At 63.7% G+C, this 26,709-nt stretch carries 22 protein-coding genes; 14 read left to right on the top strand and 8 right to left on the bottom strand.

The window, feature by feature from the left end; translation table 11 throughout:
- Positions 1-309 precede the first annotated feature (309 nt).
- On the top strand, positions 310-3,903 hold the full coding sequence (locus C265_RS11430) for an indolepyruvate ferredoxin oxidoreductase family protein (RefSeq protein WP_010813443.1): 3,594 nt from the start codon (positions 310-312) through the stop codon (positions 3,901-3,903).
- 56 nt (positions 3,904-3,959) lie between these two features.
- Here C265_RS11430 and C265_RS11425 read toward each other — a convergent pair whose 3' ends face one another.
- On the bottom strand, positions 3,960-4,571 hold the full coding sequence (locus tag C265_RS11425; protein WP_010813442.1) for an HD domain-containing protein: 612 nt from the start codon (positions 4,569-4,571) through the stop codon (positions 3,960-3,962).
- Between the two features lie 138 nt (positions 4,572-4,709).
- Between C265_RS11425 and C265_RS11420 the strand changes: the two genes are divergently transcribed.
- From C265_RS11420 to C265_RS11400, 5 genes are all read left to right on the top strand, one after another.
- Positions 4,710-5,129 carry a GNAT family acetyltransferase gene (locus C265_RS11420; RefSeq protein WP_010813441.1) on the top strand — a complete coding sequence of 140 codons (420 nt, stop codon included), beginning with the start codon at positions 4,710-4,712 and terminating at the stop codon, positions 5,127-5,129.
- 32 nt (positions 5,130-5,161) lie between these two features.
- The gene (locus C265_RS11415; protein WP_010813440.1) at positions 5,162-5,512 is read left to right on the top strand and encodes a GFA family protein; all 351 of its coding nucleotides are present in this window, start codon (positions 5,162-5,164) and stop codon (positions 5,510-5,512) included.
- Between the two features lie 7 nt (positions 5,513-5,519).
- A complete protein-coding gene (locus tag C265_RS11410; protein WP_010813439.1) occupies positions 5,520-5,939 on the top strand; it encodes a VOC family protein in 420 nt (139 codons plus the stop codon).
- Positions 5,940-6,037: 98 nt separating this feature from the next.
- Positions 6,038-7,327 carry an MFS transporter gene (locus C265_RS11405; RefSeq protein ID WP_010813438.1) on the top strand — a complete coding sequence of 430 codons (1,290 nt, stop codon included), beginning with the start codon at positions 6,038-6,040 and terminating at the stop codon, positions 7,325-7,327.
- Positions 7,328-7,414: 87 nt separating this feature from the next.
- Entirely contained in the window at positions 7,415-8,638 is a 1,224-nt protein-coding gene (locus C265_RS11400; RefSeq protein WP_037024166.1) for an MFS transporter, read from the top strand.
- A 6-nt stretch (positions 8,639-8,644) separates the two neighbouring features.
- Here C265_RS11400 and C265_RS11395 read toward each other — a convergent pair whose 3' ends face one another.
- Positions 8,645-9,529 carry a class III extradiol ring-cleavage dioxygenase gene (locus C265_RS11395; protein WP_010813436.1) on the bottom strand — a complete coding sequence of 295 codons (885 nt, stop codon included), beginning with the start codon at positions 9,527-9,529 and terminating at the stop codon, positions 8,645-8,647.
- 232 nt (positions 9,530-9,761) lie between these two features.
- Between C265_RS11395 and C265_RS11390 the strand changes: the two genes are divergently transcribed.
- Complete coding sequence (locus C265_RS11390; RefSeq protein ID WP_011616191.1) at positions 9,762-10,136, top strand: hypothetical protein; 375 nt, start codon at positions 9,762-9,764, stop codon at positions 10,134-10,136.
- A 142-nt stretch (positions 10,137-10,278) separates the two neighbouring features.
- Positions 10,279-11,295 carry a hypothetical protein gene (locus C265_RS11385; RefSeq protein WP_371258348.1) on the top strand — a complete coding sequence of 339 codons (1,017 nt, stop codon included), beginning with the start codon at positions 10,279-10,281 and terminating at the stop codon, positions 11,293-11,295.
- Positions 11,296-11,354: 59 nt separating this feature from the next.
- Here C265_RS11385 and C265_RS11380 read toward each other — a convergent pair whose 3' ends face one another.
- Positions 11,355-11,711: a hypothetical protein gene (locus C265_RS11380; RefSeq protein ID WP_010813433.1), complete on the bottom strand. Its 357-nt coding sequence runs from the start codon at positions 11,709-11,711 to the stop codon at positions 11,355-11,357.
- Positions 11,712-11,816: 105 nt separating this feature from the next.
- On the opposite strand from C265_RS11380, the gene C265_RS11375 reads away from it, so the two are divergent.
- Complete coding sequence (locus tag C265_RS11375) at positions 11,817-12,434, top strand: DNA-3-methyladenine glycosylase I (RefSeq protein ID WP_010813432.1); 618 nt, start codon at positions 11,817-11,819, stop codon at positions 12,432-12,434.
- Positions 12,435-12,818: 384 nt separating this feature from the next.
- Here the strand turns inward: C265_RS11375 and C265_RS11370 are convergent, their stop codons facing one another.
- Positions 12,819-13,790, bottom strand: a complete 972-nt coding sequence (locus C265_RS11370; RefSeq protein ID WP_010813431.1) for a cation diffusion facilitator family transporter — start codon at positions 13,788-13,790, stop codon at positions 12,819-12,821.
- A 150-nt stretch (positions 13,791-13,940) separates the two neighbouring features.
- Here C265_RS11370 and C265_RS11365 point away from each other — a divergent pair, with 150 nt between their 5' ends.
- Positions 13,941-14,192, top strand: a complete 252-nt coding sequence (locus tag C265_RS11365) for a hypothetical protein (RefSeq protein ID WP_010813430.1) — start codon at positions 13,941-13,943, stop codon at positions 14,190-14,192.
- Positions 14,193-14,249: 57 nt separating this feature from the next.
- On the opposite strand, the gene C265_RS11360 is transcribed toward C265_RS11365, so the two are convergent.
- Positions 14,250-14,927 (bottom strand): aspartate/glutamate racemase family protein, encoded by a 678-nt coding sequence (locus C265_RS11360; RefSeq protein WP_010813429.1) that lies wholly within the window; start codon positions 14,925-14,927, stop codon positions 14,250-14,252.
- A 393-nt stretch (positions 14,928-15,320) separates the two neighbouring features.
- On the opposite strand from C265_RS11360, the gene C265_RS31375 reads away from it, so the two are divergent.
- From C265_RS31375 to C265_RS11345, 3 genes are all read left to right on the top strand, one after another.
- Positions 15,321-16,454 (top strand): site-specific integrase, encoded by a 1,134-nt coding sequence (locus tag C265_RS31375; RefSeq protein WP_081645121.1) that lies wholly within the window; start codon positions 15,321-15,323, stop codon positions 16,452-16,454.
- Between the two features lie 139 nt (positions 16,455-16,593).
- Positions 16,594-17,709: a DUF262 domain-containing protein gene (locus tag C265_RS11350; RefSeq protein ID WP_010813427.1), complete on the top strand. Its 1,116-nt coding sequence runs from the start codon at positions 16,594-16,596 to the stop codon at positions 17,707-17,709.
- Complete coding sequence (locus C265_RS11345) at positions 17,706-18,353, top strand: MAE_28990/MAE_18760 family HEPN-like nuclease (protein ID WP_010813426.1); 648 nt, start codon at positions 17,706-17,708, stop codon at positions 18,351-18,353. The genes C265_RS11350 and C265_RS11345 overlap by 4 nt, the downstream gene beginning before the upstream one ends.
- Before the next feature lie 800 nt (positions 18,354-19,153).
- Here the strand turns inward: C265_RS11345 and C265_RS11340 are convergent.
- Together C265_RS11340 and rdrA are read right to left on the bottom strand one after the other, a co-directional pair.
- A complete protein-coding gene (locus tag C265_RS11340) occupies positions 19,154-21,892 on the bottom strand; it encodes a hypothetical protein (RefSeq protein ID WP_010813425.1) in 2,739 nt (912 codons plus the stop codon).
- On the bottom strand, positions 21,892-24,588 hold the full coding sequence (gene rdrA, locus C265_RS11335) for an antiviral RADAR system adenosine triphosphatase RdrA (RefSeq protein ID WP_144062245.1): 2,697 nt from the start codon (positions 24,586-24,588) through the stop codon (positions 21,892-21,894). The genes C265_RS11340 and rdrA overlap by 1 nt, the downstream gene beginning before the upstream one ends.
- 885 nt (positions 24,589-25,473) lie before the next feature.
- Here rdrA and C265_RS30985 point away from each other — a divergent pair.
- On the top strand, positions 25,474-26,103 hold the full coding sequence (locus C265_RS30985; RefSeq protein WP_010813423.1) for a hypothetical protein: 630 nt from the start codon (positions 25,474-25,476) through the stop codon (positions 26,101-26,103).
- Positions 26,104-26,450: 347 nt separating this feature from the next.
- Here C265_RS30985 and C265_RS11320 read toward each other — a convergent pair.
- Positions 26,451-26,709, bottom strand: a 259-nt coding sequence (locus tag C265_RS11320) for an integrase core domain-containing protein (protein WP_010813422.1), incomplete at its 5' end; no start/stop codon positions are given.

The following is a 26,709-nucleotide window of genomic DNA, read 5'->3' as shown; positions in this document are numbered from 1 at the left end:
TCAGGACGGCAATCGGAAATCAGGTTGCACCAGGCTGGCTGTGCAGATGTGGCGCATCGCAGGCAGCCCGGCAGCGGCACGGGCCATCTCGATGCAACGCAGTGTACACGCGAACCCCTGTCCATACGGGAAATCACGGGCACGGCGGGCACGCTTTGTGCTGCATTGCAAGGTACCGCCGATTTTGTGGCGGTGCTACCATGCCGCGCAGAGACACGACCGTCCAACACCTTCACAAGAGGTCATGAGGCGGTCGCCCACAACTGTAGGTGTCGGTGATCCCGACAGCACGCCCATAGAGGAGCACCTATGAATGCCCCCCTGACCTCCCCGGTCAGCGACGCCATCCGCCGCGCGCTCGAAAACGTTTCCCTCGAAGACAAATACACGCTGGAGCGTGGCCGCATCTATATCAGCGGCACGCAGGCCCTGGTACGCCTGCCGATGCTGCAGCAGGAGCGCGACCGCGCCGCCGGGCTGAACACCGCCGGCTTTATCTCCGGCTACCGGGGCTCGCCGCTGGGCGCGCTCGACCTGTCGCTGTGGAAGGCCAAGAAGCACCTTGCCGCGCACAACATCGTGTTCCAGGCTGGCCTCAACGAGGACCTGGCCGCGACTTCGGTATGGGGGTCGCAGCAGGTGAACATGTATCCGGACGCCAAGTTCGATGGCGTGTTCGGCATGTGGTACGGCAAGGGGCCGGGCGTGGACCGCACCGGTGACGTGTTCAAGCACGCGAACTCGGCGGGATCGTCGAAGCACGGCGGCGTGCTGGTGCTGGCCGGTGACGACCACTCGGCCAAGTCCTCGACGCTGGCGCACCAGTCCGAGCACATCTTCAAGGCCTGTGGCCTGCCGGTGCTGTACCCGTCGAACGTGCAGGAATACCTGGACTACGGCCTGCACGGCTGGGCCATGAGCCGCTACTCCGGCCTGTGGGTGGCGATGAAGTGCGTGACCGACGTGGTGGAATCGTCGGCCTCGGTGGAGCTGGATCCGCACCGCGTGCAGATCGTGCTGCCGGACGACTTCATCATGCCGCCGGGCGGCCTGAACATCCGCTGGCCGGACCCGCCGCTGGAACAGGAAGCGCGCCTGCTCGACTACAAGTGGTACGCGGGTCTGGCCTATGTGCGGGCCAACAAGATCGACCGCATCGAAATCGATTCGCCGCACGCGCGCTTCGGCATCATGACCGGCGGCAAGGCTTACCTGGACACGCGCCAGGCGCTGGCCGACCTGGGCCTGGACGATGCCACCTGCTCGCAGATCGGCATCCGCCTGTACAAGGTCGGCTGCGTGTGGCCGCTGGAGGCGCATGGGGCGCGCGCCTTTGCCGAAGGCCTGCAGGAAATCCTGGTGGTCGAAGAGAAGCGCCAGATTATGGAGTACGCGCTAAAGGAAGAGCTGTACAACTGGCGCGACGACGTGCGCCCCAAGGTCTACGGCAAGTTCGACGAAAAGGACAACGCGGGCGGCGAATGGTCGATCCCGCAAAGCAACTGGCTGCTGCCGGCGCACTATGAGCTGTCGCCGGCGATCATCGCCAAGGCCATCGCCACCCGGCTGGACAAGTTCGAGCTGCCGATCGACGTGCGCGCGCGCATCACCGCGCGCCTGGCCATCATCGAGGCCAAGGAAAAGGCGCTGGCCACGCCGCGCGTGACGGCGGAGCGCAAGCCGTGGTTCTGCTCGGGCTGCCCGCACAACACCTCGACCAATGTGCCCGAAGGCTCGCGCGCGCTGGCTGGCATCGGCTGCCACTACATGACGGTGTGGATGGACCGCAATACCAGCACCTTCAGCCAGATGGGCGGCGAAGGCGTGGCGTGGATCGGCCAGGCGCCGTTCGCTGGCGACAAGCATGTGTTCGCCAACCTGGGCGACGGCACCTACTTCCACTCCGGTCTATTGGCGATCCGCGCGTCGATCGCGGCCAACGTCAACATCACCTACAAGATCCTGTACAACGATGCGGTGGCGATGACCGGCGGCCAGCCGGTGGACGGCCAGTTGTCGGTGCGGGACATCGCCTGGCAGGTGCATAGCGAAGGCGCGAAGAAGATCGTCATCGTCAGCGACCAGCCGGAGAAGTACAACGGCGCGATCAAGCTGCCCGAAGGCATCGCCATCCATCACCGCGATCAGCTCGACAGCGTGCAGCGTGAGCTGCGTGAGGTGCCGGGCTGCTCCATCCTGATCTACGACCAGACCTGCGCCACCGAGAAGCGCCGCCGCCGCAAGCGCGGCACGATGGAGGATCCGCAACGCCGCGCCTTTATCAACGACGCGGTGTGCGAAGGCTGCGGCGACTGCTCGGTCAAGTCCAACTGCCTGTCGGTGGAACCGCTGGAAACGGATTTCGGCACCAAGCGCCAGATCAACCAGTCGTCGTGCAACAAGGACTTCTCGTGCGTGAACGGCTTCTGTCCGAGCTTTGTCACGGCCGAAGGCGCGCAGGTGCGCAAGCCCGAGCAGCACGGCGTGTCGATGAACACCCTGCCCGCGCTGCCAGAGCCTGAGCTGCCGCCGATCCGCCGCGCCTACGGCATCCTGGTGACCGGCGTGGGCGGCACCGGCGTGGTGACCATCGGCGGCCTGCTCGGCATGGCCGCGCACCTGGAGAACAAGGGCGTCACCGTGCTCGACATGGCGGGCCTGGCGCAGAAAGGCGGCGCGGTGCTGTCGCACGTGCAGCTGGCCGCGCGCCCGGACGACCTGCACGCCACCCGTATCGCCATGGGCGAGGCGGACCTGGTGATCGGCTGCGATGCGATCGTGTCGGCCACCGACGAAGTCATCTCCAAGACCCAGGCCGGCCGCACCCGCGCCGTGGTCAACACCGCGCAGACGCCGACCGCCGACTTCATCAAGAACCCGAAGTGGCAGTTCCCCGGCCTGTCGGCCGAGCAGGATGTGCGCACCGCGGTGGGCGAGAAGTGCGAGTTCATCAACGCCTCGGGTCTCGCCGTGGCGCTGCTGGGCGACGCGATCTACACCAACCCGCTGGTGCTCGGCTATGCCTGGCAGAAGGGCTGGATCCCGCTGACGCTGCAGGCGCTGGAGCGCGCCATCGAACTCAACGGCGTCGCTGTCGAGAAGAACAAGGCCGCGTTCGACTGGGGCCGGCATATGGCGCACGACCCCGAGCACGTGCTGTCGCTGACCGGCAAGCTGAAGAACACCGCCGAAGGCGCGGAAGTGGTCAAGCTGCCGACTTCCAGCGGTGCGATGCTGGAGAAGCTGATCGGCCGGCGCATGGAACACCTGACGGCCTACCAGGATGCCGCGTACGCGCGCACCTATCGCGAAGCCATCGACCGCGTGCGCGTGGCCGAGAGCACGCTGGCTGGCAGCGGCAAGGCCCTGCCGCTGACCGAGGCCGCGGCGCGCAACCTGGCCAAGCTGATGGCGTACAAGGACGAGTATGAGGTGGCGCGGCTCTACACCGATCCTGTCTTCCTCGACAAGCTGCGTGCGCAGTTCGAAGGCGAGCCGGGCAAGGACTACCAGCTCAACTTCTGGCTGGCACCGCCGCTGACCTCAAAGCGCGATGACAAGGGCCACCTGGTCAAGCGCAAGTTCGGGCCGTCGACGATGAAGCTGTTCCGCTTGCTGGCGAAGATGAAGGGCCTGCGCGGCGGCATGTTCGATATCTTCGGCAAGACCGATGAGCGCCGCACCGAGCGCGCGCTGATCGGCGAGTACCGCGCGCTGCTGGATGAGCTGGTGGCGGGCCTGAATGCGGCCAACTACGACACCGCGGTGACGCTGGCCAACCTTCCGGACGATATCCGTGGCTTCGGGCATGTGAAGGAAAACAACCTGAAGGCGGTACGCGGGCGCTGGGCCAAGCTGCTGGAGCAGTTCCGCCATCCGGAGACGGCGCAGCGCGCGGCCTGACTGGCCATGGCATGACACAACGGCCTCGCTTCGCATGAAGCGAGGCCGTTGTGCTTTCAGGGCTGTGCCAGCGTCGCTTCTCCCGGCTTCACATACATCGAGTTGCGCGGCTGCGCCAGCACGCGCCGCACCATCGGCTCGAAGAACGACAGCGGCAGCGTGTCGTAGTCCGTCATGAAGGCGGCACCGTCGTACTTGCGGCAGAACTCCGCGGTGCGCTCGAACAGCTCGGGCTGGCTGCGGTACTGCTCGCGCAGGTTGCGGTCCAGGCCGAGGTGATGGAAGAAGTAGTAGCCCTGGAACACGCCGTGCTTTTCCACCATCCACAGGTTCTCGGGGCTGACGAATGGCTTGAGGATGGCGGCGGCAATGTCGGGATGATTGAAGCTGCCGAGCGTATCGCCGATATCGTGCAGCAGCGCGCAAACCACGTATTCCTCGTCCTGGCCGTCGCGGTGCGCCAGTGTCGCGGTCTGCAGCGAATGCGTGAGCCGGTCCACGGGGAAGCCGCCGCAATCGCCATCCAGCAGGCGCAGGTGCGCCAGCACGCGATCCGGCAGCGCCCGCGCGAACGGCATGAACTCGGCGGAGATGGCGGCCCAGTCCTCGCGGGTGCCGTGTTCCATATGGCTGAAGGTGGCGCGTGCAGGCGCGTGGGTGTCGCTCATGCGGGTCTCCTTTGGTGGCAGCGTGCGCGATGGCCGCGCGTCGTCTCGTCATGTCTTGCAGGCATTGTGGCACCCGCAGCGGCGCTACACTGTCAAAAAGCTAACAATGTGCCGGCATATTGCGGCGCACCAACAAGCATGCTGATCCGTCCTTTCCGCCCGGAAGACCAATCCTGCGTCATTGCCTTGTGGCAGGCCTGCGGCCTGACCCGTCCGTGGAACGACCCGCAGCGCGATATCGCGCGCAAGCTGACCGAGCAGCCTGAACTGTTTCTGGTCGGCGACATCGACGGCCGACCCGTCGCCACTGCCATGGTGGGGTTCGACGGGCATCGCGGCTGGGTCTACTATCTGGCGGTACAGCCCGACCTGCAGGCCAAAGGGTACGGGCGCATGCTGATGGCGCATGCCGAGCAGTTGCTGATCGAGCGGGGCTGCCCCAAGATCAACTTGCTGGTACGCGCAGGCAACCGCGCCGTGATCGATTTCTACGACAAGCTGGGCTATGCGCCCGATGAAGTGGTCAGCCTGGGCAAACGACTGATTCCAGATATTTAGTGGGCACGCCGGACCGACCTCAAGGAGACGACATGACTTTCCACGGAAGCTGCCACTGCGGCGCCATTGCCTTCGAGGTGGAGGCCGACGGCATCCCCAGCGTGATCCGCTGCAACTGCTCGATCTGCCGCCGGCGCGGCCACCTGCTGTGGTTCGTGCCGCGCGCGACGTTCAAGCTGGAAACGCCGGAGAGCAATGCCTCCACCTACCGCTTCAACACCATGAAGATCGCGCACCGCTTCTGCCCGGTGTGCGGCTGCGGTCCGTATGCGGACGGGCAGGACAAGGACGGCAAGCCGATGGCCGCAGTCAATGTGCGCTGCCTGGACAATGTCGACCTGGACAGCCTGAAGGTCATCGACTACGACGGACTGCACCACTGAGGCCGCCATGTTCCGCATCCTGGGCATCGACCACCTGGTGTTGCGCAGCGCCGACGTGGACGCGCTGCGGCGCTTCTATGTCGAGGTGCTCGGCTGCAGCGTTGAGCGCGAGCAAACCGAGCTGGGCCTGACGCAGCTGCGCGCGGGCAGCGGGCTGATCGACCTGGTCGCGCTCGACGGCCCGCTCGGCCGCGCCGGCGGCGCCGGACCGGGAGCGCAGGGCCGCAACCTGGACCATTTCTGCCTGCGCATCGACCCGTTCGATGCCGACGCGGTGCGGGCGCACCTGGCGCGGCATGGCGTGGACGCCGGCGAGGTGGCGCAGCGCTTCGGCGCCGAAGGCAAGGGACCGTCGCTCTATGTGAGCGATCCGGACGGCAACGTGGTCGAGCTCAAGGGACCGCCCGCGCCGGTGACCGCACAGTAACGCGCGTGCCCCGTGCGCGCAGTGCGCGCGGGATCGCTACAATTTCCGACTGGCCCAACGCGCCGCCGTCTATGGCGACTACCCCCGCCGGGCCCGCCATGACAACAATAGAAGCCAGCTCCGACGCGGACGCCGCCAGCACCGACCCAGACGCCAGCCCGGCACGCACCGGACCCGCGCACCCCGCCACGCCGCCGCGCCGGCTGGTCTGGATCCTCGGCCTGACCGAGACCATCTCCTGGGGCACGCTGTTCTTCGCCTTCACCGTTTTCATCGACCCCATGATCCGCAGCCTGGGCTGGTCCAAGCCCTTCCTGGCGGGCGGCTATTCGCTGGGGCTGCTGGTATGGGCGCTGTGCTCGTTCGCGGTGGGGCGGCTGCTGGACCGCGCGCCGGCGCGCAAGGTGATGGGCGCGGGCTCGGTGCTGGCCGGGCTGGGCCTGCTGCTGTGGGCATGGACGCCGTCGCAGCCGGTGTTCCTGCTGATGTGGGTGCCGATCGGGCTGGCCATGGCGACCACGCTGTACGAGCCCGCCTTCGTGGTGCTGCGCCAGGCCTATGGCGACCAGTACCAGAAGCCGATCGTGGTGGTCACGCTGATGGCCGGCTTTGCCAGCACGATCTTCGTGCCGCTGGCGCAATGGCTGGTGATCCATCTGGGCTGGCGCCCGACGCTGATCGGCTTCGCCGCGCTCAACCTGCTGGTCTGCGCGCCGCTGCACGCGCGCATGCGCTACGCGCTGCATCCCACCTATTCCGGAATGACCCCCGCCGACGGCCAGGCCGGCAGCCGCGACATTGCCCGCGCCACGCTGCGCCAGCCGGTGTTCTGGGCGGTGGTGCTGGCCTTTACCGCGACCGCGGTGGTGGCCTCGCTGCTGGGCGCGCACCTGATCCCGATGCTGACAGAGAAGGGCATGCCAGTGGCGCAGCAACTGGTGGTGGCGGCGCTGATCGGCCCGGCCCAGGTAGCGGGCCGCATGCTGATGATGCGCGCGGGGGTGCGCCACCCGGTGCGGCTGTCGCTGCCGGTCTATGCGCTGATGGGCGCCGGGCTGCTGTGCTTTGCGCTGGGGCACGGCGCCTGGCTGATGGTGGCCGCGGTGCTGTACGGCTGCGCCAACGGCGTCAACACCATGCTGCGCGCGATGGCCATGCCGGAACTGATCTCGCGCCATCACTACGCCACGCTCAACGGCCTGATGATGACGCCGGTGTTGCTGATGCAGGCCGCCGCGCCGTGGCTGGGCGCGCTGCTGTGGCGTGCCGCCGGCGGCTACTGGCTGATGCTGTGGGTGATGGTGGCGCTGGCGCTGGGCGCGCTGCTGGCCTTCGGCTACGCGCTGCACCGGCGCGGACTGCTGCGCGTGGATGGCGCCGGCCGGTAGCACGGCGTTGTCATACCCGCCTCACGCCGATGCGGGACAATGACGGCCTTTGCAGGGGCACCGCTGCCCCGCCTGCCGCACCCTCCCATGCCTGATCCGCACTCCCCGACGGCTTCCGCGTCCTTGCCGGCCGCGGTGTCGCGCGCCACGCGCGGCACCATGGCGCTGTTCTTCGTCAATGGCGCCACCTTTGCCACGTGGGGCGTGCATATTCCCACCATCAAGGCACGCTTCGGCCTGTCCGACGCGATGCTGTCGCTGGCGATGCTGGCCGTGGCCGGCGGCGCCATCCTGGCGATGGGCCCGGTCGGGCGCTGGGTGGCGCGCGCGGGCAGCGCACGGGCGTCGATGACGGGCGGGCTGCTGTTTGCGCTGGCCACGGTGGCGATCCTGGCGATGCCGTCGTTCTGGCTGCTGCTGCCCGCGCTGGTGGCGTTCGGCATGGCCAATGCGGCCTTCGATGTCGCCATGAACGCACAGGCCGCCACGGTCGAGGCCAGCCGCACGCGGCCGGTGATGTCGGCGCTGCACGGCATGTTCAGCCTGGGCGGCATGGCCGGTGCGGGCGCGGGCGGCCTGATGCTGTCGCTGGACGTGGCGCCGCTGGCACATGCGGCGATGATGGCAGGCGTGACCGCGGCGGTGGCGCTGGGTACGCTGCCCGGGCTGCTGTCGGACCATCCGGTGCTGCCATCGGCGGCCCACCACCGCGACCACGCGGTGCGCGCGCTGTGGCTGCTGGGCCTGCTGGCGTTCCTGGGCCTGGTCGGCGAAGGCGCGATGTACGACTGGACCAGCGTCTATATGCGCGACGTGGCGCAGGCCCCGGATGGCTGGATCAGCCTGGGCTACGCCGCGTTCTCGGGCGGGATGGCGTGCGGACGCTTCGGCGGCGACCGCCTGCGCGCGCGCCTGGGCGACGGCGCCACGCTGACTGGCAGTGCCTGGCTGGGCTTTGGCGGCATTGCGCTGGCGCTGCTGGTGCCGCTGCCGCTAGCCGCGCTGGCGGGCTTTACGCTGATGGGGCTGGGCGCGGCCAATATGGTGCCGATCTTCTTCGTTGCCGCGTCGCGGCTGCCGGGCGTGGCGCCGGCCGAAGCAATTTCGCGCGTGGCGCGCTTTGCCTACCTGGGGCTGCTGCTGGGGCCGGTGCTGATCGGCGGGGTCGCGCACCTGTCCAACCTGCGCATCGGGCTGGCGCTGGTGGCGCTGACCATGGGCTGGATCGCGCTTGCGGGCGCGCGCTCGGCACGGCGCTACCTGCCGGCGCGCGCCGGCACGCCGGCGGCGCACGCCCCGGCCGAACGGTAAGGCGCGTCAGGCCGCCGCGCGCAGCGGCGCGCCGGCGCCCAGGCCCTCGAACACGAAGCTGTCCATGGCGAGCACGCCATAGGTCACCTCATCGGCAACCCGCGATACGCTGGCCGGCGCCGGCCCTGCGCCACTGGCAGCCTGCGGCCCCAAGGCCGCGCCCAGCGCCACGAAGAACGGCAGCAGGTGCTCGTCGGTCGGGTGCGCGCGGCGCGCATACGGCGCCTGGGCGCGGTAGTCGGCAATGCGGCTGGTATCGCCGCTGGCCAGGGCCTCGTCGAGGGCTTCCGCCATCCAGCCGCGGAAGGCTTCCACATACGGCTCGGCCTGCGGCCCATGCTGGTCGCGCCGGCCGCCGCCAAACACTTCCTGCAGGTTGTGCGTGAAGCTGCCGGAGGCCAGCACCAGCACGCCCTCGTCGCGCAGCGGGGCCAGCGCGCGGCCGATCTCGATCTGCGTTGCGGGCGACAGGTAGGGGTTCAGCGCCAGCTGCACCACCGGCACGTCGGCATCCGGGAAGAAGTGGCGCATCGGCATCCAGGCGCCGTGGTCCAGCGGGCGTTCGTCGTCCTGGCCGACAAACCCGGCACCGGGGACCGCTGCCGCCTCGACCAGGGCCTTGACCCGCCCGGCCAGCGCCGGCGAACCCGGGGCGTCGTAGCGCAGTGCGTACAGCTCGCGCGGGAAGCCGCCGAAATCGTGCCAGGCTTCCTGGCGCTCGCGGCTGGAGACAGCCAGCGTGCTGTAGATCCAGTGCGCCGAGATCACCAGCACCGCGCGCGGGCGCCGGGTGCGCAGTTGCCCGCCCAGCGCATCGAAGGCGGCGCCGGTGGGGCCGGGATCGATGGCGAGCATCGGGGAACCGTGGGAGATGTAGAGCGAGGGAAGCATGGCAGGACCACCTTCAAACTGTTTGTGTACCTGCAACCAGTTTGGCAAAGATCCGCGCTGGGCACGGGCGCCATTTGCGGACACGTCGTGCAAAAAAGTTGAACGGCCGGGCCCAGCGTGGCGTGGCGCACACAGCGCCTCGGTCACCGGCAACGCAGCCAGGGGCGATCGGCCTATGATGCAACCGTGAGCCCCCGGCGGTGTCGTCGGGCGGGGCTCCTGCAACGCCTTGATGCCACCGGCACGCCCCGCGCGCCATGCGTGGCCGGAGACTTCGGTGGTACCGCGCATCCCGCGCCGCCCCGGGCGGCACCCTCCCTTCCTGGCCCACTGGTGGCAACCGGGCGTCTACGGCAGCGTGCCCGCCGTCGCCCTGTGGATCCTGGCGCGCCTGCCGGCCGGCTTGCTGGCATCGCTGGCCGGCACGCCCGCTGCGGCAACCTGGCTGAACCATGCCGGCGACACCGTGTTCGTGACCGGCTGGGCCGCCAGTGCGCTGCTGCTGTGGCTCACGCGCCGCCGGCCGGCGCCCACCCATCCGGCCATGCCGGCTACGCCGCCCTCCCCGCCCTCCGGACCGTCGACCCGGCGCCATCCGGCCGCATGACCGGCGCCGCGCCGATTTAAGGCGGCAGCAGTCCGATCTGAAAGATTTCGCGCGACGCTCCCTCACAATCCTGCGCCGCTAGAATGCGCGGGAGATTGCCGCACGGCAGCGCGCTGCGGCACTGACTGCACAGAGATTGTCCATGTCCGCACGCCAGCGACACCGCCGGTTCCACCCCGCGCCTAGCCGCCGCTCGCGGCCCCTTTGGCGGGCGGCCCTGGCCGCCATGGGCGCGGCGGCGCTGCTGGCAGCCGGCGCGGCACATGCCCAGAGCGCGCCCGGACTGCGCCTGGCCGGGGCCAATGTGCAGCGGCACGCCAACGCGGTGCTGTCGCTGATGGCGTACTCGGTGGTGCCGGACCTTACCTCCAGCTCGCTGTCGATCAACAACACCAGCACCGACGATCCCGGCATCGTCATGTCGCAGCTGGGCGGCGGCTTCACCATCAGCAAGTCGTTCCCGCTCTACCTGGAAGGCGCCATCGCCTACAGCCGCTACGATCCCACCTTCATTGCCACCAATGGCGCCGAATCCCGCGCCATCCCGACCCGCTGGAACACCTTTTCCGGCACCATCGGCGTGGGCTGGGACTTTCCGCTGACGGCCAACAAGGAACTGGTGTTCCGGCCGATCTTCAACGCCTCGCTGGGCAATGTCTCCAGCGACCTGTCAATCGGCAAGTTCGCGGTCGAGCAGGTCACCGACCGCCAGCTCAACTTCCTCGACGGCGGCAGCCTGAATGCCTACGGGCTGGGCGGGTCGGTGATGCTGGACTGGGAGCACTACCGCGAGAACTACGAGATCGACGTGGAACTGCGCTACACCAATATCCACCTGCAGAGCTTCGGCGGCACGTCCAGCGCGGTCACGGGCACGGCCACGGCGCAGACCGCCAACCTGTGGGCGCGCTGGCGGGCCCCGACCGGGATGCATGCGTTCGACCGGCCGGTACGATACGTGCTTGAGCTATCACATTCGCACTATCTTGGCAGCCAGGCCGGCATCCTCGGCTTCAACTACCTGACCACGCTCGGCACCGGGCTGGAACTGGACACCAGCGCGCACGAGGTCTTTGTCACGCGGATCCGGGCAGTGTTGCGCTATGTGTTCGGCAACAACGTGTCGGGCGTCTCGCTGGGGCTGGCGGTCAGCTTCTGAGCCTGGCCTGGCCTTATTGGGTTGGCGCCGAACCAAACAGTGCGCGCGGACAACCCAACCTAGCTCGCCTCGTGCTCGTCCCGGTGGATATTGATCACATGCCGAGCCTCGAAGCACAGCGGCATGCCCGGGTTCATCTCCTCGGTGCAATACGGCTGGTTATCGAGCTCGCCGGTATAAAGGCTGCCCTCGCGCCCGGTAACGATCACCCACATCCGCTCCACGTGAACCTCTTCGCTGCCCGTCTCGTCCGCGACCAGGATGCGGAAGATCAGCTTGACCAGCTGGCCGGGTGCGAGTGCATCACGCTCCTCGCGCGGCGGCATCCAGAAGGTCTCGGGATGGGCGGCGGCGATGGGCTCGGCGTCGTCGAGCTCCCATCCGTCTTCGTCCAGGGTTGTCAATCGCATGTCCATTTTCAGCCTTCCGCAATCTCTCAGGTGCGGGCATGATCGCAGCAAATGCGCCGGTCGGCGAGAGCCTGGCCGGCGTGCGGGACTTTCAACAGGGAACATGTACCCATGACAAGCAAGAAGGAAGCAGCGGTGCGCTGCGGCTGGTGCGGCACGCTGGAGGACTATTGCCACTACCACGACACCGAGTGGGGCTTTCCGGTCGCCGACGACCGCCGGCTGTTCGAGAAGCTGTGCCTGGAAGGCTTCCAGTCCGGCCTGAGCTGGCTGACCATCCTGCGCAAGCGCGAGGCCTTCCGCAAGGCATTTGCCAATTTCGACATCGAAAAGGTGGCGCGCTTCGGCGAGCGCGATATTGCGCGCCTGCTCGGCGACGCCGGCATCGTGCGCCACCGCGGCAAGATCGAGGCGGCCATCAACAATGCGCAGCGGGCCCGCGAACTGCTGGAGACGGAATCATCGCTGGCCGCCTACTTCTGGCGCTTCGAGCCCGATCCGGCCAGCCGGCCCAAAGTGCTGACACCCGAGGTGCTGCGAACCATGGCGACCTCGCCGGAATCCACGGCGCTGTCAAAGGACCTGAAGAAGCGCGGCTGGCGCTTTGTCGGCCCCACCACCATGTACGCGCTGATGCAGGCGATGGGGCTGGTCAATGACCACCAGGAAGGCTGCACGACCCGTGCCGAGGTACTGGCTGCACGCAAGGTGTTCAAGGTGCCGCGCTAGCGTTGCGTGGACGTATACCCGGCGCGCCAGGTATACGCCGGCGCACCAGCGCCATGGCCCGCGTAAACGTCAGGCCAATGCGAACAGCGCAACGGTCCTGTCTATGTCTTTAATATTGTTTACGTATGTAAACATAGTAGTAGTAGGTAAACCAGGCATCAGGCCGTGGATAAGTCACCTTTCCCCTTTTGGCTCAGGGACTTGCAGCAAAGATAACCACTGCGGGATAACCCTGATTCGCCGGGATAGCGCGGCAGTCACGTATACGTCGGCAGTGCGGGCGTCTGAGTTATCCGTATACGTCCCACAAGGCGCCCCCAGGCGGGGCACAGCTTGTCCGGCCGGTTATCCCCAGCAACCGGCAAAGATGTCCACAGGCCGGGCTCAGGCAGCGCTGGCCTGGCTGCTCATGTATACGACGGGATCGACGTGCGTCATCACGTTGAGCACGTGATGGTTCTCCAGGGTGCGGCGCCGGGCTTCGACCGCGATCGCATGCCCCTGCGCCACCGTCAGCGCGGCATCGATCTCCAGGTGCACGTCAACCAGCACCTGGTCGCCCATCTTGCGGGTGCGCAGGTCGTGCAGGCCCAGCACGCCGGGCGTGCCCAGCATGGTCGCGCGGATCGCCGCGACGGTTTCCTCGTCGGCCGCGCGGTCCATCAGGTCGTTAAGCGCATCCCAGCCGAAACGCAGGCCCATGCGCGCAACCATCAGCCCGACCACGATGGCCGCCACCGGGTCGAGCATGTGGTAGCCCAGAAGGTTGCCGCCAATACCCAGCGCCACCACCAGCGACGAGGCCGCATCCGAGCGCGCATGCCAGGCATTGGCCACCAGCATGCCCGAGCGCACGCGCCGCGCCACCGCGAGCATGTAGCGGAACAGCAGTTCCTTGGACACCAGCGCGACCAGCGCCACCCACAAGGCCACTGGCTGCACCGGCTGCAGGCTGGCCGGGTGCTGCAATTTGTCCACCGCCGCCCACAGCATGCCTGCCCCCACCGCCAGCAGCAGCACGCCGAGTGCCAGCGACGCCGCGGTCTCGAAGCGCAGGTGGCCGTACTGGTGGTGGGCGTCCGGATCCTTGCGGCTCTGCCAGGCGGCCAGCAGCACCACGAAGTCGGACAGCAGGTCCGAGAGGGAATGCGCGGCGTCGGCGATCAGCGCCTGCGAGCCAGAGATGACACCGGCCACCGCCTGCGCGGCGGTCAGGCCGATATTGACGGCCACGCTGACCAGCGTGCTGCGCCGGCCAGCCCGGTGGCGCGCGTCGGCCTCGGCCGGGCTGGCGGCGGTGGCGTCGTCCGGAAGGCCGGCGGATGCCGGCCGCAGAGGGTTGTGTTCCGATTCCATCGGGTGACTATAGCCCAACATCCGCGATAGGCGGATCGGGCCACGGCGGCGCTGCCGTGCCGATTTCGTAACAGCGCTGGCGAAGTTCTGGTGTCGCCTTTACCGTTACACAGGACGGGAACACCCGGACACTGCAAGGAGGACCCAACGATGGCGATTCGGTCACTTGCCTCGCACAGCACATCCCAGCTGCGCCGCCTGGTCGGACAGATGCAGGCGGAAGTCGATGCATTAGAGAACCTTTCCACCCCTGACGCCGATGCGCAAAGCCGCCTTGGCTATGCCATCGGCCGCCTGCGCGACGGCATCGAGGCAGTCGAGGACGCGCTGCAGTCGCTGCGCGCGCTGCAACAGGTACGGCCCTCGGCGATGAAGGCCCGCCGGCCAACCCGGGTGGCCTAGCCTACCCGCGCCTGCACGCTGGCGCGACCCAGCTCCTTGTTGTCCCCATGGGCCGGCTTACGCCGCCGGGCAATAGCGCAGCGCCCGCGACATGGCCGCGCACGCCGCCGGCACCGGGCCGATGACGGGAATCGGAAAGCGCTGGCCCAGCGCCCGGGCGGCCTCGCCCAGCGGGCCGCCGCCGATGATCACGGCTTGCGCGCCGTCGGCTCGGATGCAGGTATCGACTGCGCCCGCCAGCAGGTCTTCCTGCTGCTGCGGCGCGCCGCCCAGCGCGCGCGGATCGCCCTCGGTGAAGCGCGTGCCCGTGAACAGCTCGTCCAACCCCTGCCGGCGCACGCTGGCGCTGATCGACGCCGCCAGCCGCGGCGTGGTGGTGGCGATGCCGAAGCGCCGCCGCCCGGCCGCGGCCGCGTGCATCGAGGCTTCGCCGATACCCACCACCGGCACTGACAGCTGCGCGCGCAGGGCCTCGATGCCGGGGTCGCCGAAGGCGCCGACGATCACGCCGTCGGCACCGCCGGCCAGGCGCAGCATGTCTGCATCACACATAGCCTCGGCGGCGACGGCAAGGTCGTCTTCATCGATGATCATCGGCGCCCCGCGCGAGACCGTCGCGCCGACCACGGCCGGCGGCGCGGCCATGGCCTGCGCGAACCAGGCGCGCGCGATCTCGACCATCATCTGCGTGGTGGCACTCGACGTATTCGGGTTGATCAGCAGGATGTGGCTCATGGATGTCTCTTGAGATTCAGGATTGCCAGCGCAGGGACATCGCCAGCGGGTGGCTCGATTTCCTGTTGGCTTGCATGGGATCGAACAAGGCCCCGGCGGGCGTAGGTTGGCGGCGGCAAAGGCGCGTACGCCTGTGCCGAGGAGTCAACGATAGCGTATGGCGGCTGCCAGCGCGAGATGACGGACAGCGCAGGCGGCAGAAACACAAAAGCCCCGGAAAGCGTTGGCTTTCCGGGGCTTTTGCGCGGGATATCTGGTGGACCGAAGGAGGATCGAACTCCCGACCTCTGCATTGCGAATGCAAAAATATCCATTGATGCATCAAGGCCTGTAGCCCAATGATGGCTTATTTGCCACAATACTGCCACAGTGAGCTAAAAGTACCAATGAGAAATGGCGAGCATTCGAAAGAGGGGCCAGTACCAATGGGAGGCACAGGTACGCCGGCGTGGCTATCCTGCCCAGAGCAAGACCTTCAGCACAAGAGCTGAGGCAGATGCTTGGGCGAGCGTGATCGAATCCGAGATGTCGCGCGGCGTATGGCTCAGTCGCAGTGAAGCAGAATCAACTACGCTCTATGAGGCGCTGACCCGGTACGAGGAAGAAATCTCTGCCGTAAAAAAGGGGGCCGGTCCTGAATCCTCAGTACTCAGGACCCTTAGGGAAGTCGAACTCGCTCGGCGTCCCATGGCGTCTATCCGCGGTGCCAACGTGGCGAGCCTCCGCGATGAATGGCTAAGAACCTACAGACCAGCGACGGTGCTCCGACGCTTGGCCCTGCTGTCTCACGTATTCAACATCGCCCGCAAGGAATGGGGCATGGAAAGTCTCTCGAACCCGGTTGAGCTAGTACGCAAGCCTCAACCCGACAACGCACGAACACGGCGAATTGCCGCAGGCTGCACGGTTGAAGCAGGAACTGGTGGGGACGACGCCGAGTCGAGTCGTGGCACGCAAGAAGGCGAACTTGAGCGGGTGGTGGCTGCCAGCGGTTCGGCATTGCTGCCATCTATTATCTGCGTGGCGGTCGAAACGGCCATGCGGCGAAGTGAAATCGTCGCCCTGCGCTGGGAGCATGTTGATTTGAAACGGCGTGTCGCGCACCTGCCAGCCACGAAGAACGGGAGCGCCCGGGATGTACCACTCTCCTCTCGTGCCGTTGCGGCGCTCCAAGCGCTGAAAGACGCCCAGGACAATGCAAGGGATGAATCAGGAGGCGGCGAAGGGGTCCCTACACCTGAAAGGGTATTTGAGATTCGCTGTGATGCCGTTACCAGGGCCTTTGAGCGAGCCGTAACTCGCGCCCGGAAGCGCTATATCGACGAATGCAACGCGGCCAAGCAGAGGCCAGATGGGAAGTTTCTATCCGACCTTCGCTTTCACGACTTGCGGCACGAAGCCACCTCGCGCCTAGCGTCGATTTTTCCCATGCACGAACTGACGAAGATCACCGGCCATAGAGACCCACGTATGCTAATGCGGTACTACCATCCTCACGTGGAAGACTTGGCGAAGCGGCTTGCCTAACGGTTGCCCGTTGGTCACATGCCGGAAGGCTCTACTAAAGCAGATTAGAATTGCGATTGACACTTCGTAATTCCAGTGTGCTGCCTTCGGCAGTCGCTTCACCGTCCTAATAGAGTGTTCTTGAAGGGATTTGCAAACAATGCTTTCTGAAGAAATTGAAAGGGCACAACGCCTCGTCCGGACAGACGCGTATCAGATGTCGATTGGCGAGATCGTGACCATGTACGAAGACGGCGAGATCATCATCGACCCGGAATTTCAGCGGCTTTTTCGATGGGACATTGGCCAGAAGTCGAAGCTAGTTGAATCCTTGCTGCTCGGCATACCGTTGCCTTCGATCTTCGTCTTTGAGAGGGCAGACGGTAGCTGGGAACTTATCGACGGCTTACAGCGAATCTCGACGATCCTCGAATTCATGGGCCGTCTGCGCGATCCCGGCGGTAACTTGCATTCACCTTCAATCCTCGAGGCGACGAAGTATCTACCGTCACTCCATAACGCAGTTTGGGAGGTATCTGAACGTATTTTGGATGTCCCCGCCGATGATCAGAGGTCCATCGATAAGACGCAGCAGCTCGCTATTCGCCGCGGGCGGCTAGGTGTCGAAATCCTGAAGCGGCCCAGCGACGACCAAACAAAGTTCGACCTTTTTCAGCGCCTTAATGCAGGAGGTTCACAGGCGAACGCCCAAGAGCTTAGAAACTGCATCATGTTGATGATTAACGGCGACTACTTCCGCGCCGTGAAAAATGCTGCTGAGCAGCCGTCCTTCCGGAGCGTGATCTCCGTCACCGAAGATCAGGCCGAAAGACAACGACATTTGGAGATGGCGGTGCGCTTCCTAGTGCATACGAAGGTGCCGTACGACGGTCGCCTCGATGTGGAAGAGTACATCGATGAAGGAATCGTAAGCTTGGCCCAAGAAGGCAATCAGGTCGGTGCCGCAGAGCTAATCAATCGAACCTTTCACCTGCTTGACGGGGTTGCGGGAAACAATGCTCTGCGCCGCGTAATCAATGGGGCAAACACTGGAAAGGTGGGTCTGGTTGGCTTGGAGGGCATTGCCGTCGGTGTGGCTAAGAACCTCGATGCAATCCTTGCACTCGGCCCGGACGCGGCAAACGATTTCGTAAGGGAGAAGATGCTGACGTTCTGGGCACAGCCCGAGACCGCGGGCTTCACTTCGCCAGGCCTACGGGGGACGATCCGAATCCAGCGAACCGTACCATTCGGTGAAGCCTGGTTTCGTCCATGAGCAAGCCTTACACCGAGGCCAATTTCTCGGCACAGATTACAGAGGACCGCAACTGGCGCATCAAGGAGATCTCTGACATCAAGGCAGCAATTCAGCGCGGCGACGATAGTTTGCGGAGAGTCCTGTTGCGAGCGCTGGTTGCCATCTGTTACGCGCATTGGGAGGGATATGTCAGGTTCTCTGGGAGGAAGTATCTTGAACACATTGCACTACGGCGCTTCCAGTACCGGGAGCTTGATAGGCAGTTTTTTCGAAACTATTTTCTTCCACGGCTGGCGGCCCTGTCCACATCAAAGACCAGTCTTACCGAGCGCTGTTCCCTTGTCGATGAGATCTTGAACGCATCTGACCGCCGTTTTAGCCAGGTAAACGACGATCTGATCAACACGAAGGCCAATCTAAACTTCGAAGTTTTCACCGATATTTGCCTCGTTTGCGGTGTGTCCGCGGAAGCATTCGCCGAAAAGGCGACCTTCATCGATGTAGTACTGTTGAAACGACGGAATTCCATCGCGCACGGCGAGGATACATTGATAGCAATTGATGATCTGGACACGATAGCTCAGGACACTATCGGACTGATGCGCGCGTTTGGCGATGCACTCGAGAATCGAGTCGTACTGCAGACCTATAAGGCTTTCTAGCCATGCGACTCGTGGCGCGTCGCGATCAGTTTTTCGTTGCTCCTCTGCTGTTGGTTTCGTCCGGAAGCTGGCTCTCGGCCGGAGACACGGCTACGAGCCTTCGCTTCTTGATGAAGCAACCGGTCTAGCCCCCTTTACACCAGTTGGCAGGGACGTGGCATCCGCTATGCCGTCGTGCCTCATTTGTCACGGGATCTGTCTCAGCTTGGGTTCCTTTGAGCGCCATCGGCGCGAATAGGAGAAGGTGAAGTTGGTAGCCGGCTTGCCGGTTAGCTAACTTCACCTATCTTGCCCGGCACGGAAGCGTGCTTTCTAGCTCACCTTCCCCTTGAAACGGGCATGCATTGCCTTTCTCAGATCTGACAAAGCGCAATTGGCCTCTAGCGGAGCCCAGTGTGGCAGCCTACAGGCCGCCACACTGGGCAAGGGGAAGGCACCGCCGAGATGCTCTCGCGTAAAGGCAAGGTAAAAGTAAGCAAGAAGAACGATCCAAACAAGGCTGAGGAAACGCTATGGGCTCCAGCCGGCCCATGTCGATTGGCTCGTTTCGACCCATTAGCCGTCCGGCCCAGCGTATGTAGATGGCGATTTGGGCCCCACAAGAGGACGCGCAAATTTTGTTCGGCCGTTGAACGCAGAGGTTTTTGCAGTTAGCTCATATTGGGGCGTCGCCGTTAGTAAGCTGGCGAATTGGCGTCTGGTAAGTTGAGCTTGGGTGATCTCGGTTCCACGGAGGCGGAAACTTCCATCTACCTTTTTAGGGCGCCTACTTGAGAGGTGTGCCTGGGGTTGCCCGGCGGCTAATGCACCTGATCGAAATGCTGAAGACCCAGGCTCCGTATATTCTCAATCCACTGATCCACCAGGGCCGGGTCATGGCCGCGATCAAGCGCTCCCTCGTGCATCAACTGAAATTCGAATCGCAGTGTGGTGGGAACGATACCCTGATCGTCGGTGTTGATGGTCACTGGCATGGCGATTTTGCGCAAGCCAAATGGATTGTGCTTGCCTAGGTCCGCCAGGCTTGGCGGATTCCACCGGTAGATGGGATGGTCGCTATGGGTTTCGATCTGGCCGATGTAGACGTTGGAGCTCGGATTGGCCTCGATGGACAGTCCTGCCTGCGCGTAGCGTTCGATGCGGTCGTCCTGCAATGCCAGCATGAACGTCATGTCAGCGTCATCGTCATGATCATGCATCTGGCTGTTTGCGTCGGCGCCGAGGGCGGCTTCAAGACGACGTTGTGCACGCGAAGCATGGCCGTGCCGCTGCGTTGTCAACCTCACCATGACCTCGCTCTCGCGCCGTTTCACAAGGGAGCTTCTCTCAGACCTTGCCCAATGGACATAGAGGCCCCCGGCGATGTCATTGCGCGGTGTGGCCAGTTCAGGTGAAATGATCGACCAATCAGGGACACCAACGTGCAATCTTGAATCGCCTACCAGCAGTTCATTGGGCTGGCTGAGTGCCTGATAGGCGCAATTCCGACGCAGTTCCCAAGCTTTGTAGAGCTCGGCGATCGGCGGGGCGAATGCCGTTTCCGGGCGCCAAGAGACGTGGGGAAGAAATCTGGCAATCCGTTGTTCCAGGCGGAGCAACACAGCGCGTGCTGATTGAAGTCTATGCTTATCAGCCAATTCCTTAGCGCGCTGCCACGCCCACACCAGATTGTCCACATGCTCGTCGAGCGGCACCAAGACGTCGCCATGACGATGAAGCCATTCCTTGGGAGGAATACCTAGCGCTAGGGCGTGCCCAAGTCTGTCACCCTGTTTCATCGCGCAGAACTGTACGGTCTCGTCAACATGCCGAAGGCCGGAAAGAGGATGCGCGTAGTCCTCGCCTGCGTGAACGCTCAAATGCAGCGCGGTTGGCGGGACCAGTCGATCTTGCCTTGGCGCTTTCCCCGGCTCCTGATGTCGAAGCCAACGCAGCATCGGTGCAAAGACGGTGATTGGCCAACCCGTCTCGTCTCCGGCAACATCAAGGCCACGAACGAAGTCCGCCGGCGCACGTTGATACGCCGGGTCTCCCGCCGCAGGGTCGAATGGGGGAGCGAGATTCCACACTGTCGTCGAACCCATCATGTCCTTCAGCGCGCGTGCTTCCTCCCAAAGCGCCTCCCGACGCTCATACCGAGATTTCGCACTGGTGCGATTCAAATGCAGGCAGAAGTGCCAGTTGTCCAGCGACTGAGCATCGATCCTGTTGCCGCTGGCCGCAGGCTTGCCCGTCCCTTGCAGGGCGTCAATGCGTTGGCTGGCGATCTGTGCAAATACCCTGGTGAAAGTTTCCTCGTATTCCCGTACGGAGATCTTAAGTTCGGCCTTGTCACCGGCAATGGCAAACAGGCGACGCACCGCCTCTCTCTGCGAAACATGTTTCCAGTTGGTGCCTTCCCGGGGCAGCGAGCGAAGGGCCGAAACGAAGTATCGCGTGACAAACCGTCGCAGGCCGCTGCCATCCATGATGAGCTCCCGGCGCAGCGCCATGATGTCCGCCAGGATCAGCAGCACGATCGCGCGCGTCACCACGGAGGACGTCTCGTTCCGATAGGTGCGCCATAGCAGGATAAAGAACCACATCCAGGCGTGTTGGGACTCCTCACGGCTGGCTGCGCCTGTCAGCTGCTTCGCCAGCCATTGGTCGCTGGCGACGATCTCTGTGATGACGAGGCCCTTGTCCTGCGTCTCCCAGTCCAGCTGCGGCCGAGCCATCACCGACTGCGCGTCGTCGGGAATGGCCTGCAGCAGCGCTTCTTCGTACGCGGGACGCTTCGGACCAGAACGCGCACTCGTAGCCTTCCAGTTCGTGATAAACGCCTTGCTCAAGCGTTGAATGCGGCGCAGGCGGGTCACCTGCTCCGGCTCGGCAGGTTCGGTAGGCTCTTCCTCGGGATCTGGGTTTTCTGGGCTCTCCGGATTCTGCGCCCGCGGCTTCAACGCGTCCGGCAACTGGCATCCATAAAGAACGAGGTGGGAAAGTACAAAGTCATCGCCAGTAATGCCGGTGAGGTGTGCATGATTCTCCGCAAAAGGCTGATCATCGAAAGCGGGACACACGAATAGCGTCGAGGCCTGCTCGACGCTATCCTTCAACATATCGACCGCATCATCTTTGGCGTGGGGAACAATCTCGGCAAGTTTCCAGGCCACCACAACGATCGGGTCGATTTCGGCGATCAACTCCGCATAGCGTTGTACGTGCTCGCTCCGAACATGGATCTGCGAACCGCGGTGCTCCATGAGTTCATCGAAGATGGTATCGAGCATCGGCATATCCGGTCGCTGAAGCCACCCCGAATGACACAGGCGCTGCGTGATTGCCTGGATCTCATTGAGGCGATGCCGCCTGCCGGTGCGCCGGTCGACATCATCCTGAATGGCCCGCTCCAGGGCGCGACTCAGGGAACCGGTCTTCAGACTCGTTTTCGTGCCAGATCGTGTCAGCGGAAGGAGATAGCGATGCAAGACATCCGCACTTGCAGCGCTCCCCAACAGCGCGGCAAGCACACGCTCAGGAACGGCTCGAAGCAACATCAGCGTACCTTCTTCGCCTGATCTACGAGTTCCGCGATCGCCCGATCGAGCGGCCTCAACATTGGATGGTTGGGGTAGTGCTCGGACATCTCCCGCCGAATCGATCGTCCATAGCGAGCCGGCGAGACATTCTGCGGCGCATTCTTTTTCAGCGCCTTGACAATGGAAGGTACGGTAATCCGGCTGCGATCTGCCGGGAGGCCCAGAACGCCCAACAGGTAGGTCCGACCGTCGGTCTTCTCGGGTGTGGAGGCAATGGCCTCGGCTTCGATCTGCTTTGCGGTATCTAGGGATACCGTGAACAGTCCCCGCAGCGGATGCTTTTCCAGCACCCACGTGGTGGAAATCACCGTTTCACCATGTACGGTTCCATTCTCGTCCTTGAGCAAGGGATGAATATTCTGCGTGTACAGATTGTTGCTTCTGAAATTGCCGTGTCGATTCAGAAGATTGACATTAGACAGTTCGAGCGGCAGATCAAATAGTGGCCCTTTCTCGAAGCTGGCGATCGCTGCCCAGAAGGCATGAAAGGCCGCGAGACCTGAAGCAACGACATCGTGAAGAGACTCCTTTCGCGGTTGTTCGTTGAGTTTCAGCGGGCGCGTAAATAGCGGCGCCTGATTGAGCGCCTTGTTCAAGGCGCAATAGACTAGCCATGGCGACAGTGCCAATCGGCGGACTTCAAATTTTTCCCGCCAATGGTTGATGGCCAGAAACAGAGACTCGATTGCTCGCATTCGATCTTCCTGATTGTCAACAAAATCGAAGTGCGCTTCATTCTCATACGGGAAATCGTCCTCGTTGCCCGCTTCCCCATCTTCCAAGGAGGATGTCTCAGAGTCATCGTCAACCGTGATATGGGCTGCTTTAGTTGCGGCAACGGCTACCGCGCTATGGAACGGCGCCGAGTTCAGGATGCGTTCAATGTCCTGTATCGTGACGTCCCTGACCAGACTGGTCACAACGAGTTCGAGAATCCGCCCGCTGCAGACCAATGTCGCTCGTTTGCTGGCGCTATAGAAATTGCGGTGCGTGATCAGGTCTACTATCACGCTTCCCAACGGAGCATTGAATCTTGCTTCGATGGCGCCGAAATTCTCGTCCCAGTGATCTGACACGACTGCGCGCCCGACCTCCGGTACAGCGAACGGCAGGACCGCCTCGTCTGCGAGGCCATCCACCCACGCATCGGGAAGACGCCCTTTCAGTCCAGGCTGCCAGTTCAGCGTCGCACGGGTCTCGATGGAGCGTAGATCGGGGTGACGGATCTGTTCGAGCGGGGCGAACAGTGGCGTGGCAAGCACGGAAGATGTGGGATGATCGCGCCAATGGCGAGCGGCCATCAGCACCAGGCAAACGGCCCCCGCGTTGGGTTCAAACCGAAAATGGTCAAGCAATACCGACTGCCAATGCTCCAGCGACAAATTGTTCGCCGCTTTGGCGGGCGACGGAAGAGTTCTTTCGCGGCGGTATGTCTGCGGAATCTCGCCACGACCACGGTAGACGATACGGCGCATCAGGTCTGTGACCGGATGCGGTGCGGTTTTGTTGTGAAACGCCCGAGCGACAGCGGGAATTTCGCTTCGCACGCGAGCCAGCAACTGGGACAAGGCGCGGACGGTCGGTACAGGAATCGGGAGCCGGCTGTTCTCATGATTGTTTACCGGACCCGCAAGCAAGGCTCTCAACCACGCCTCGAATTCGGGCAGCGATAGCCGTGGTTCGTTGCTTTTATCGCGGGGGGTCCCCAGCTTGATGGTCTCATCCTGCAGGAATGTGCCGACATCGGGCATCCGCAAGCGGCGATGCAAGGGCAGAATCTTGCGCAGGTATTCAACGGCAAGCGCGTCCGCGGTCACCTTGGTTTCGGCGACAAAGCCACGAATGTCCTTCGTTAGGCGACGAAACGCATCGCGCCAGGTCACGTCGTGATACAGGCGGAGATCGCCGCAGACGATAGGCAGTAAGGCCGGGCTTGCGAGATAGCGGCGTATTACCTCGAGATTCTCGAAGGCGCGATGCAGGGTGGTGTCGACGTCATCAATGGGCAGCACCAGCAGCCGCTTTCCCAGCAACGCGGCCGCCTTGGCGAAGAAATCATGGACTGCACTGACCAACTCCTGGTTTCCAATGAAGGAACGAAGGCGATCCAGTCCGACGCCTTCGCCCTGGGTTTCCTTCCCCGCTAGCGCCGTACCAAGTTTCTGGAGGCTGTCATACAAGGCTTGCCATCGGTCCGGGTTCTGGTTCCGCCCTTGCATGATGGCTTCGTCCCCCAGGACTGCGGCAACCACCACATTCAGGAACAGATCGTCGCCATCTTCCAGTTGCGACGGATCGATGGGTTTCAGGATATGCACCTCGTCAGCCAGGCCGGGGAAGCGCGCCCGCACATCTGGAGCGCGCAGATACTCCGGCAGGTTCACAATGACAGTAGTTTTCCCGGTCCCACGACTCCCATCCAGGAAGACGGTGGCATGTCCGCGTCCGTGCGAAAAGTGCTGGAGAGATTTGCTATCCACTGGCGGAGTACTCTCGACCCCAGGGGATTCCTGCGCCGACTCCTGCAAGAACTCGGCGAGTTGCGCATATATGCCCCTTGGCAGCAACTGGTCTACATACAGGTGACTCGCGCGTTCACCCTGTTGTAACGGAAAGTATATGGGCCCCTGCAGCAGATCCGATCCCGCTGGCATGATTCTCCCCTTACTGCGGAAATTGATAGAAATATTGACCTTCTTGACCGATCGGGCCCCGGCGCTTCTCTACGCTTCACACGCAGGTTGCCGGGGCCGAGGCTCCGGGCCCTATCAATCTGGCCGAACGCTTCGAATCGTCGATTGATGGCGTCTTTCAGTGATCTGGCGACTGCAGCAAACTTTTTGGTCGCGGCAGTTTATCTCAACATACGTAATACGGCGCGTTCCGCCGTTTGCTGATCCCTACTTTTCGGGGGGGGGCGTCGCCCATCGTGCCCCGCCCGGCGGACAGCCCGGACGCGCGTTCCCTGGGCGCTCCTTGAGCATCTCAGCCATCCCATGGCAGGCGCGAAGCCGATGGAGAGAGGCTAGAATCTTTGGTTGACGCTTCGGCACCTTGTGATTCGTGCTTGATTGCGTGTCTGTTCGTTTAGGCGTCAGGTTTGCCACTAGCAGCTTAAGGATTGCTGATGCGGCCGCAATCCAAAACGGCCACTTCACGATGTCTTTGCGAATGACCGAAAATGGCCAGAAGTGGGAGCCCAGATTTGCATATTTGATTGGCTAATTCTCAGCCATCCCCGCCCGCCGCAATTGATGCAGTGACCGACCCACACTTCCGGGGGTACGTGGTGGGCAGCTCAGCCCGATAGCATCGTCAGTCAACTGTCCCACGGGCGGATCAGCGGTCTAAGGACATGAAGCGCCGCCGACCTCTACGCCTTGAGCGCGTCGATTCGGCCATGGCGCCAACTTTGTCGAGGAGCGGGGGTGGGTGTTCAGGATCGAGACTATATGCATGAGCGGCGGGGCCGCTCCACGTCTGGTGGCACTTCCGGGGCCCGCAGCCCTCGACAGCGAAAGGCAGGGGACGAATGGCTCGTGGGCGGCACGCTCATCGGCGCCGCAGTCGTGCTGCTGTGTCTGCTCGCCGTACCGCTTTGGAAGCTTTTCGCCCCCAACGAGTGGCGTCAATCTGACAAGGCACAGACCATGCAGCCTGAAGCTTCACAATCCGAGCCCCTGGCTAATGCACTGCAGAACGTTCTGCCCAGCACTTCCGCGAAGAACGACCGTGTCCTTGACCTACTATCCGCTTCGAAACTAGTTCAGCCGTTTCCGGCTACAGGGTCAGTGGTGGCCTATCAGGAAATTGCAGGTCAGAAGCTGGCCGCGTTCACCGTTGATGCCACCGGCACTGGCGTGACCTTGCATGCGGTGAAGTTGGAGGAGTGGAACACGCGGCGTCCAGTGCTGATGACATTCGTCCCGGGAGGCTCCACGGCAAAGCTGGAAGTGCCGCTTGGGATCTACCGGATCAAGATTGCCAGCGGCGACACGTGGTACGGGATGGACGACCTGTTTGGCCCTAGCACGCGGGTGCAGACGGCGGAAAAGCCGCTGCAGTTCTACGCTGAGGGGAACACCATTACCGGGCACACCTTGCATCTGCAGACAGCAGCCGGCGGGAACAGATTTCCGACTGCTGAAGCGGCCCGGCGAGAGTTCTAGCGATTCGAGTGCCCCCAGTGCGATGGTTGGGTCAATTCCATGCCGACTACCCGCAGCAATTGCAATGCGTGGCCGAGATCAGGAGCCTTCCGACAGGCCCAGATAGCTCACCGGCATGACGTCATAGACGGAATTTCGCCCTGGTCGCGTTCGGGCGCTGCGTGGCAAGAATTTTAGCGGCTAAAAAATTGCGGCGGTGGCTGTTTGCCTCGCAGAGCAGGATTCCCGTTGAGCGCCCCTGGCGCGAATGAGGGAAAGTGAAGGAAGCCGGCCGGCTTGCCGGTTAGCTAACTTCACATATCCTGCCCTGAACCGCCCCGGTTTTCGTGGAGGCCCCTTGGCTTGAGTCAGGCCGACATGGCCTGCTGCTCAAGTTGGCAATAGTAGTTGGCCTCGTGCTCGGCCGGCGGCACATATCCCAGCGGTGCCATCAATCGATGATGGTTGAACCAGGACACCCATTCGAGCGTTGCCAGTTCCACGGACTCCTTGGTCTTCCAAGGTGCGCGGCGATGGATCAACTCAGCCTTGTATAGCCCGTCGATCGTCTCGGCCAGGGCATTGTCGTAGGAGTCGCCCTTGCTGCCCACCGAGGGCTCGATGCCG

The sequence above is a fragment of the Cupriavidus sp. GA3-3 genome, assembly GCF_000389805.1.
Lineage (GTDB): Bacteria > Pseudomonadota > Gammaproteobacteria > Burkholderiales > Burkholderiaceae > Cupriavidus > Cupriavidus necator_D.
This window is presented reverse-complemented; position numbering and strand designations above follow the sequence as displayed.

Bases quoted from the DNA above. Each gene is read 5' to 3' on its own strand.
- C265_RS11430 (WP_010813443.1), top strand. From the start codon at position 310: ATGAATGCCCCCCTGACCTCCCCGGTCAGCGACGCCATCCGCCGCGCG.
- C265_RS11425 (WP_010813442.1), bottom strand. From the start codon at position 4,571: ATGAGCGACACCCACGCGCCTGCACGCGCCACCTTCAGCCATATGGAA.
- C265_RS11420 (WP_010813441.1), top strand. From the start codon at position 4,710: ATGCTGATCCGTCCTTTCCGCCCGGAAGACCAATCCTGCGTCATTGCC.
- C265_RS11415 (WP_010813440.1), top strand. From the start codon at position 5,162: ATGACTTTCCACGGAAGCTGCCACTGCGGCGCCATTGCCTTCGAGGTG.
- C265_RS11410 (WP_010813439.1), top strand. From the start codon at position 5,520: ATGTTCCGCATCCTGGGCATCGACCACCTGGTGTTGCGCAGCGCCGAC.
- C265_RS11405 (WP_010813438.1), top strand. From the start codon at position 6,038: ATGACAACAATAGAAGCCAGCTCCGACGCGGACGCCGCCAGCACCGAC.
- C265_RS11400 (WP_037024166.1), top strand. From the start codon at position 7,415: ATGCCTGATCCGCACTCCCCGACGGCTTCCGCGTCCTTGCCGGCCGCG.
- C265_RS11395 (WP_010813436.1), bottom strand. From the start codon at position 9,529: ATGCTTCCCTCGCTCTACATCTCCCACGGTTCCCCGATGCTCGCCATC.
- C265_RS11390 (WP_011616191.1), top strand. From the start codon at position 9,762: ATGCCACCGGCACGCCCCGCGCGCCATGCGTGGCCGGAGACTTCGGTG.
- C265_RS11385 (WP_371258348.1), top strand. From the start codon at position 10,279: ATGTCCGCACGCCAGCGACACCGCCGGTTCCACCCCGCGCCTAGCCGC.
- C265_RS11380 (WP_010813433.1), bottom strand. From the start codon at position 11,711: ATGGACATGCGATTGACAACCCTGGACGAAGACGGATGGGAGCTCGAC.
- C265_RS11375 (WP_010813432.1), top strand. From the start codon at position 11,817: ATGACAAGCAAGAAGGAAGCAGCGGTGCGCTGCGGCTGGTGCGGCACG.
- C265_RS11370 (WP_010813431.1), bottom strand. From the start codon at position 13,790: ATGGAATCGGAACACAACCCTCTGCGGCCGGCATCCGCCGGCCTTCCG.
- C265_RS11365 (WP_010813430.1), top strand. From the start codon at position 13,941: ATGGCGATTCGGTCACTTGCCTCGCACAGCACATCCCAGCTGCGCCGC.
- C265_RS11360 (WP_010813429.1), bottom strand. From the start codon at position 14,927: ATGAGCCACATCCTGCTGATCAACCCGAATACGTCGAGTGCCACCACG.
- C265_RS31375 (WP_081645121.1), top strand. From the start codon at position 15,321: ATGGCGAGCATTCGAAAGAGGGGCCAGTACCAATGGGAGGCACAGGTA.
- C265_RS11350 (WP_010813427.1), top strand. From the start codon at position 16,594: ATGCTTTCTGAAGAAATTGAAAGGGCACAACGCCTCGTCCGGACAGAC.
- C265_RS11345 (WP_010813426.1), top strand. From the start codon at position 17,706: ATGAGCAAGCCTTACACCGAGGCCAATTTCTCGGCACAGATTACAGAG.
- C265_RS11340 (WP_010813425.1), bottom strand. From the start codon at position 21,892: ATGTTGCTTCGAGCCGTTCCTGAGCGTGTGCTTGCCGCGCTGTTGGGG.
- rdrA (WP_144062245.1), bottom strand. From the start codon at position 24,588: ATGCCAGCGGGATCGGATCTGCTGCAGGGGCCCATATACTTTCCGTTA.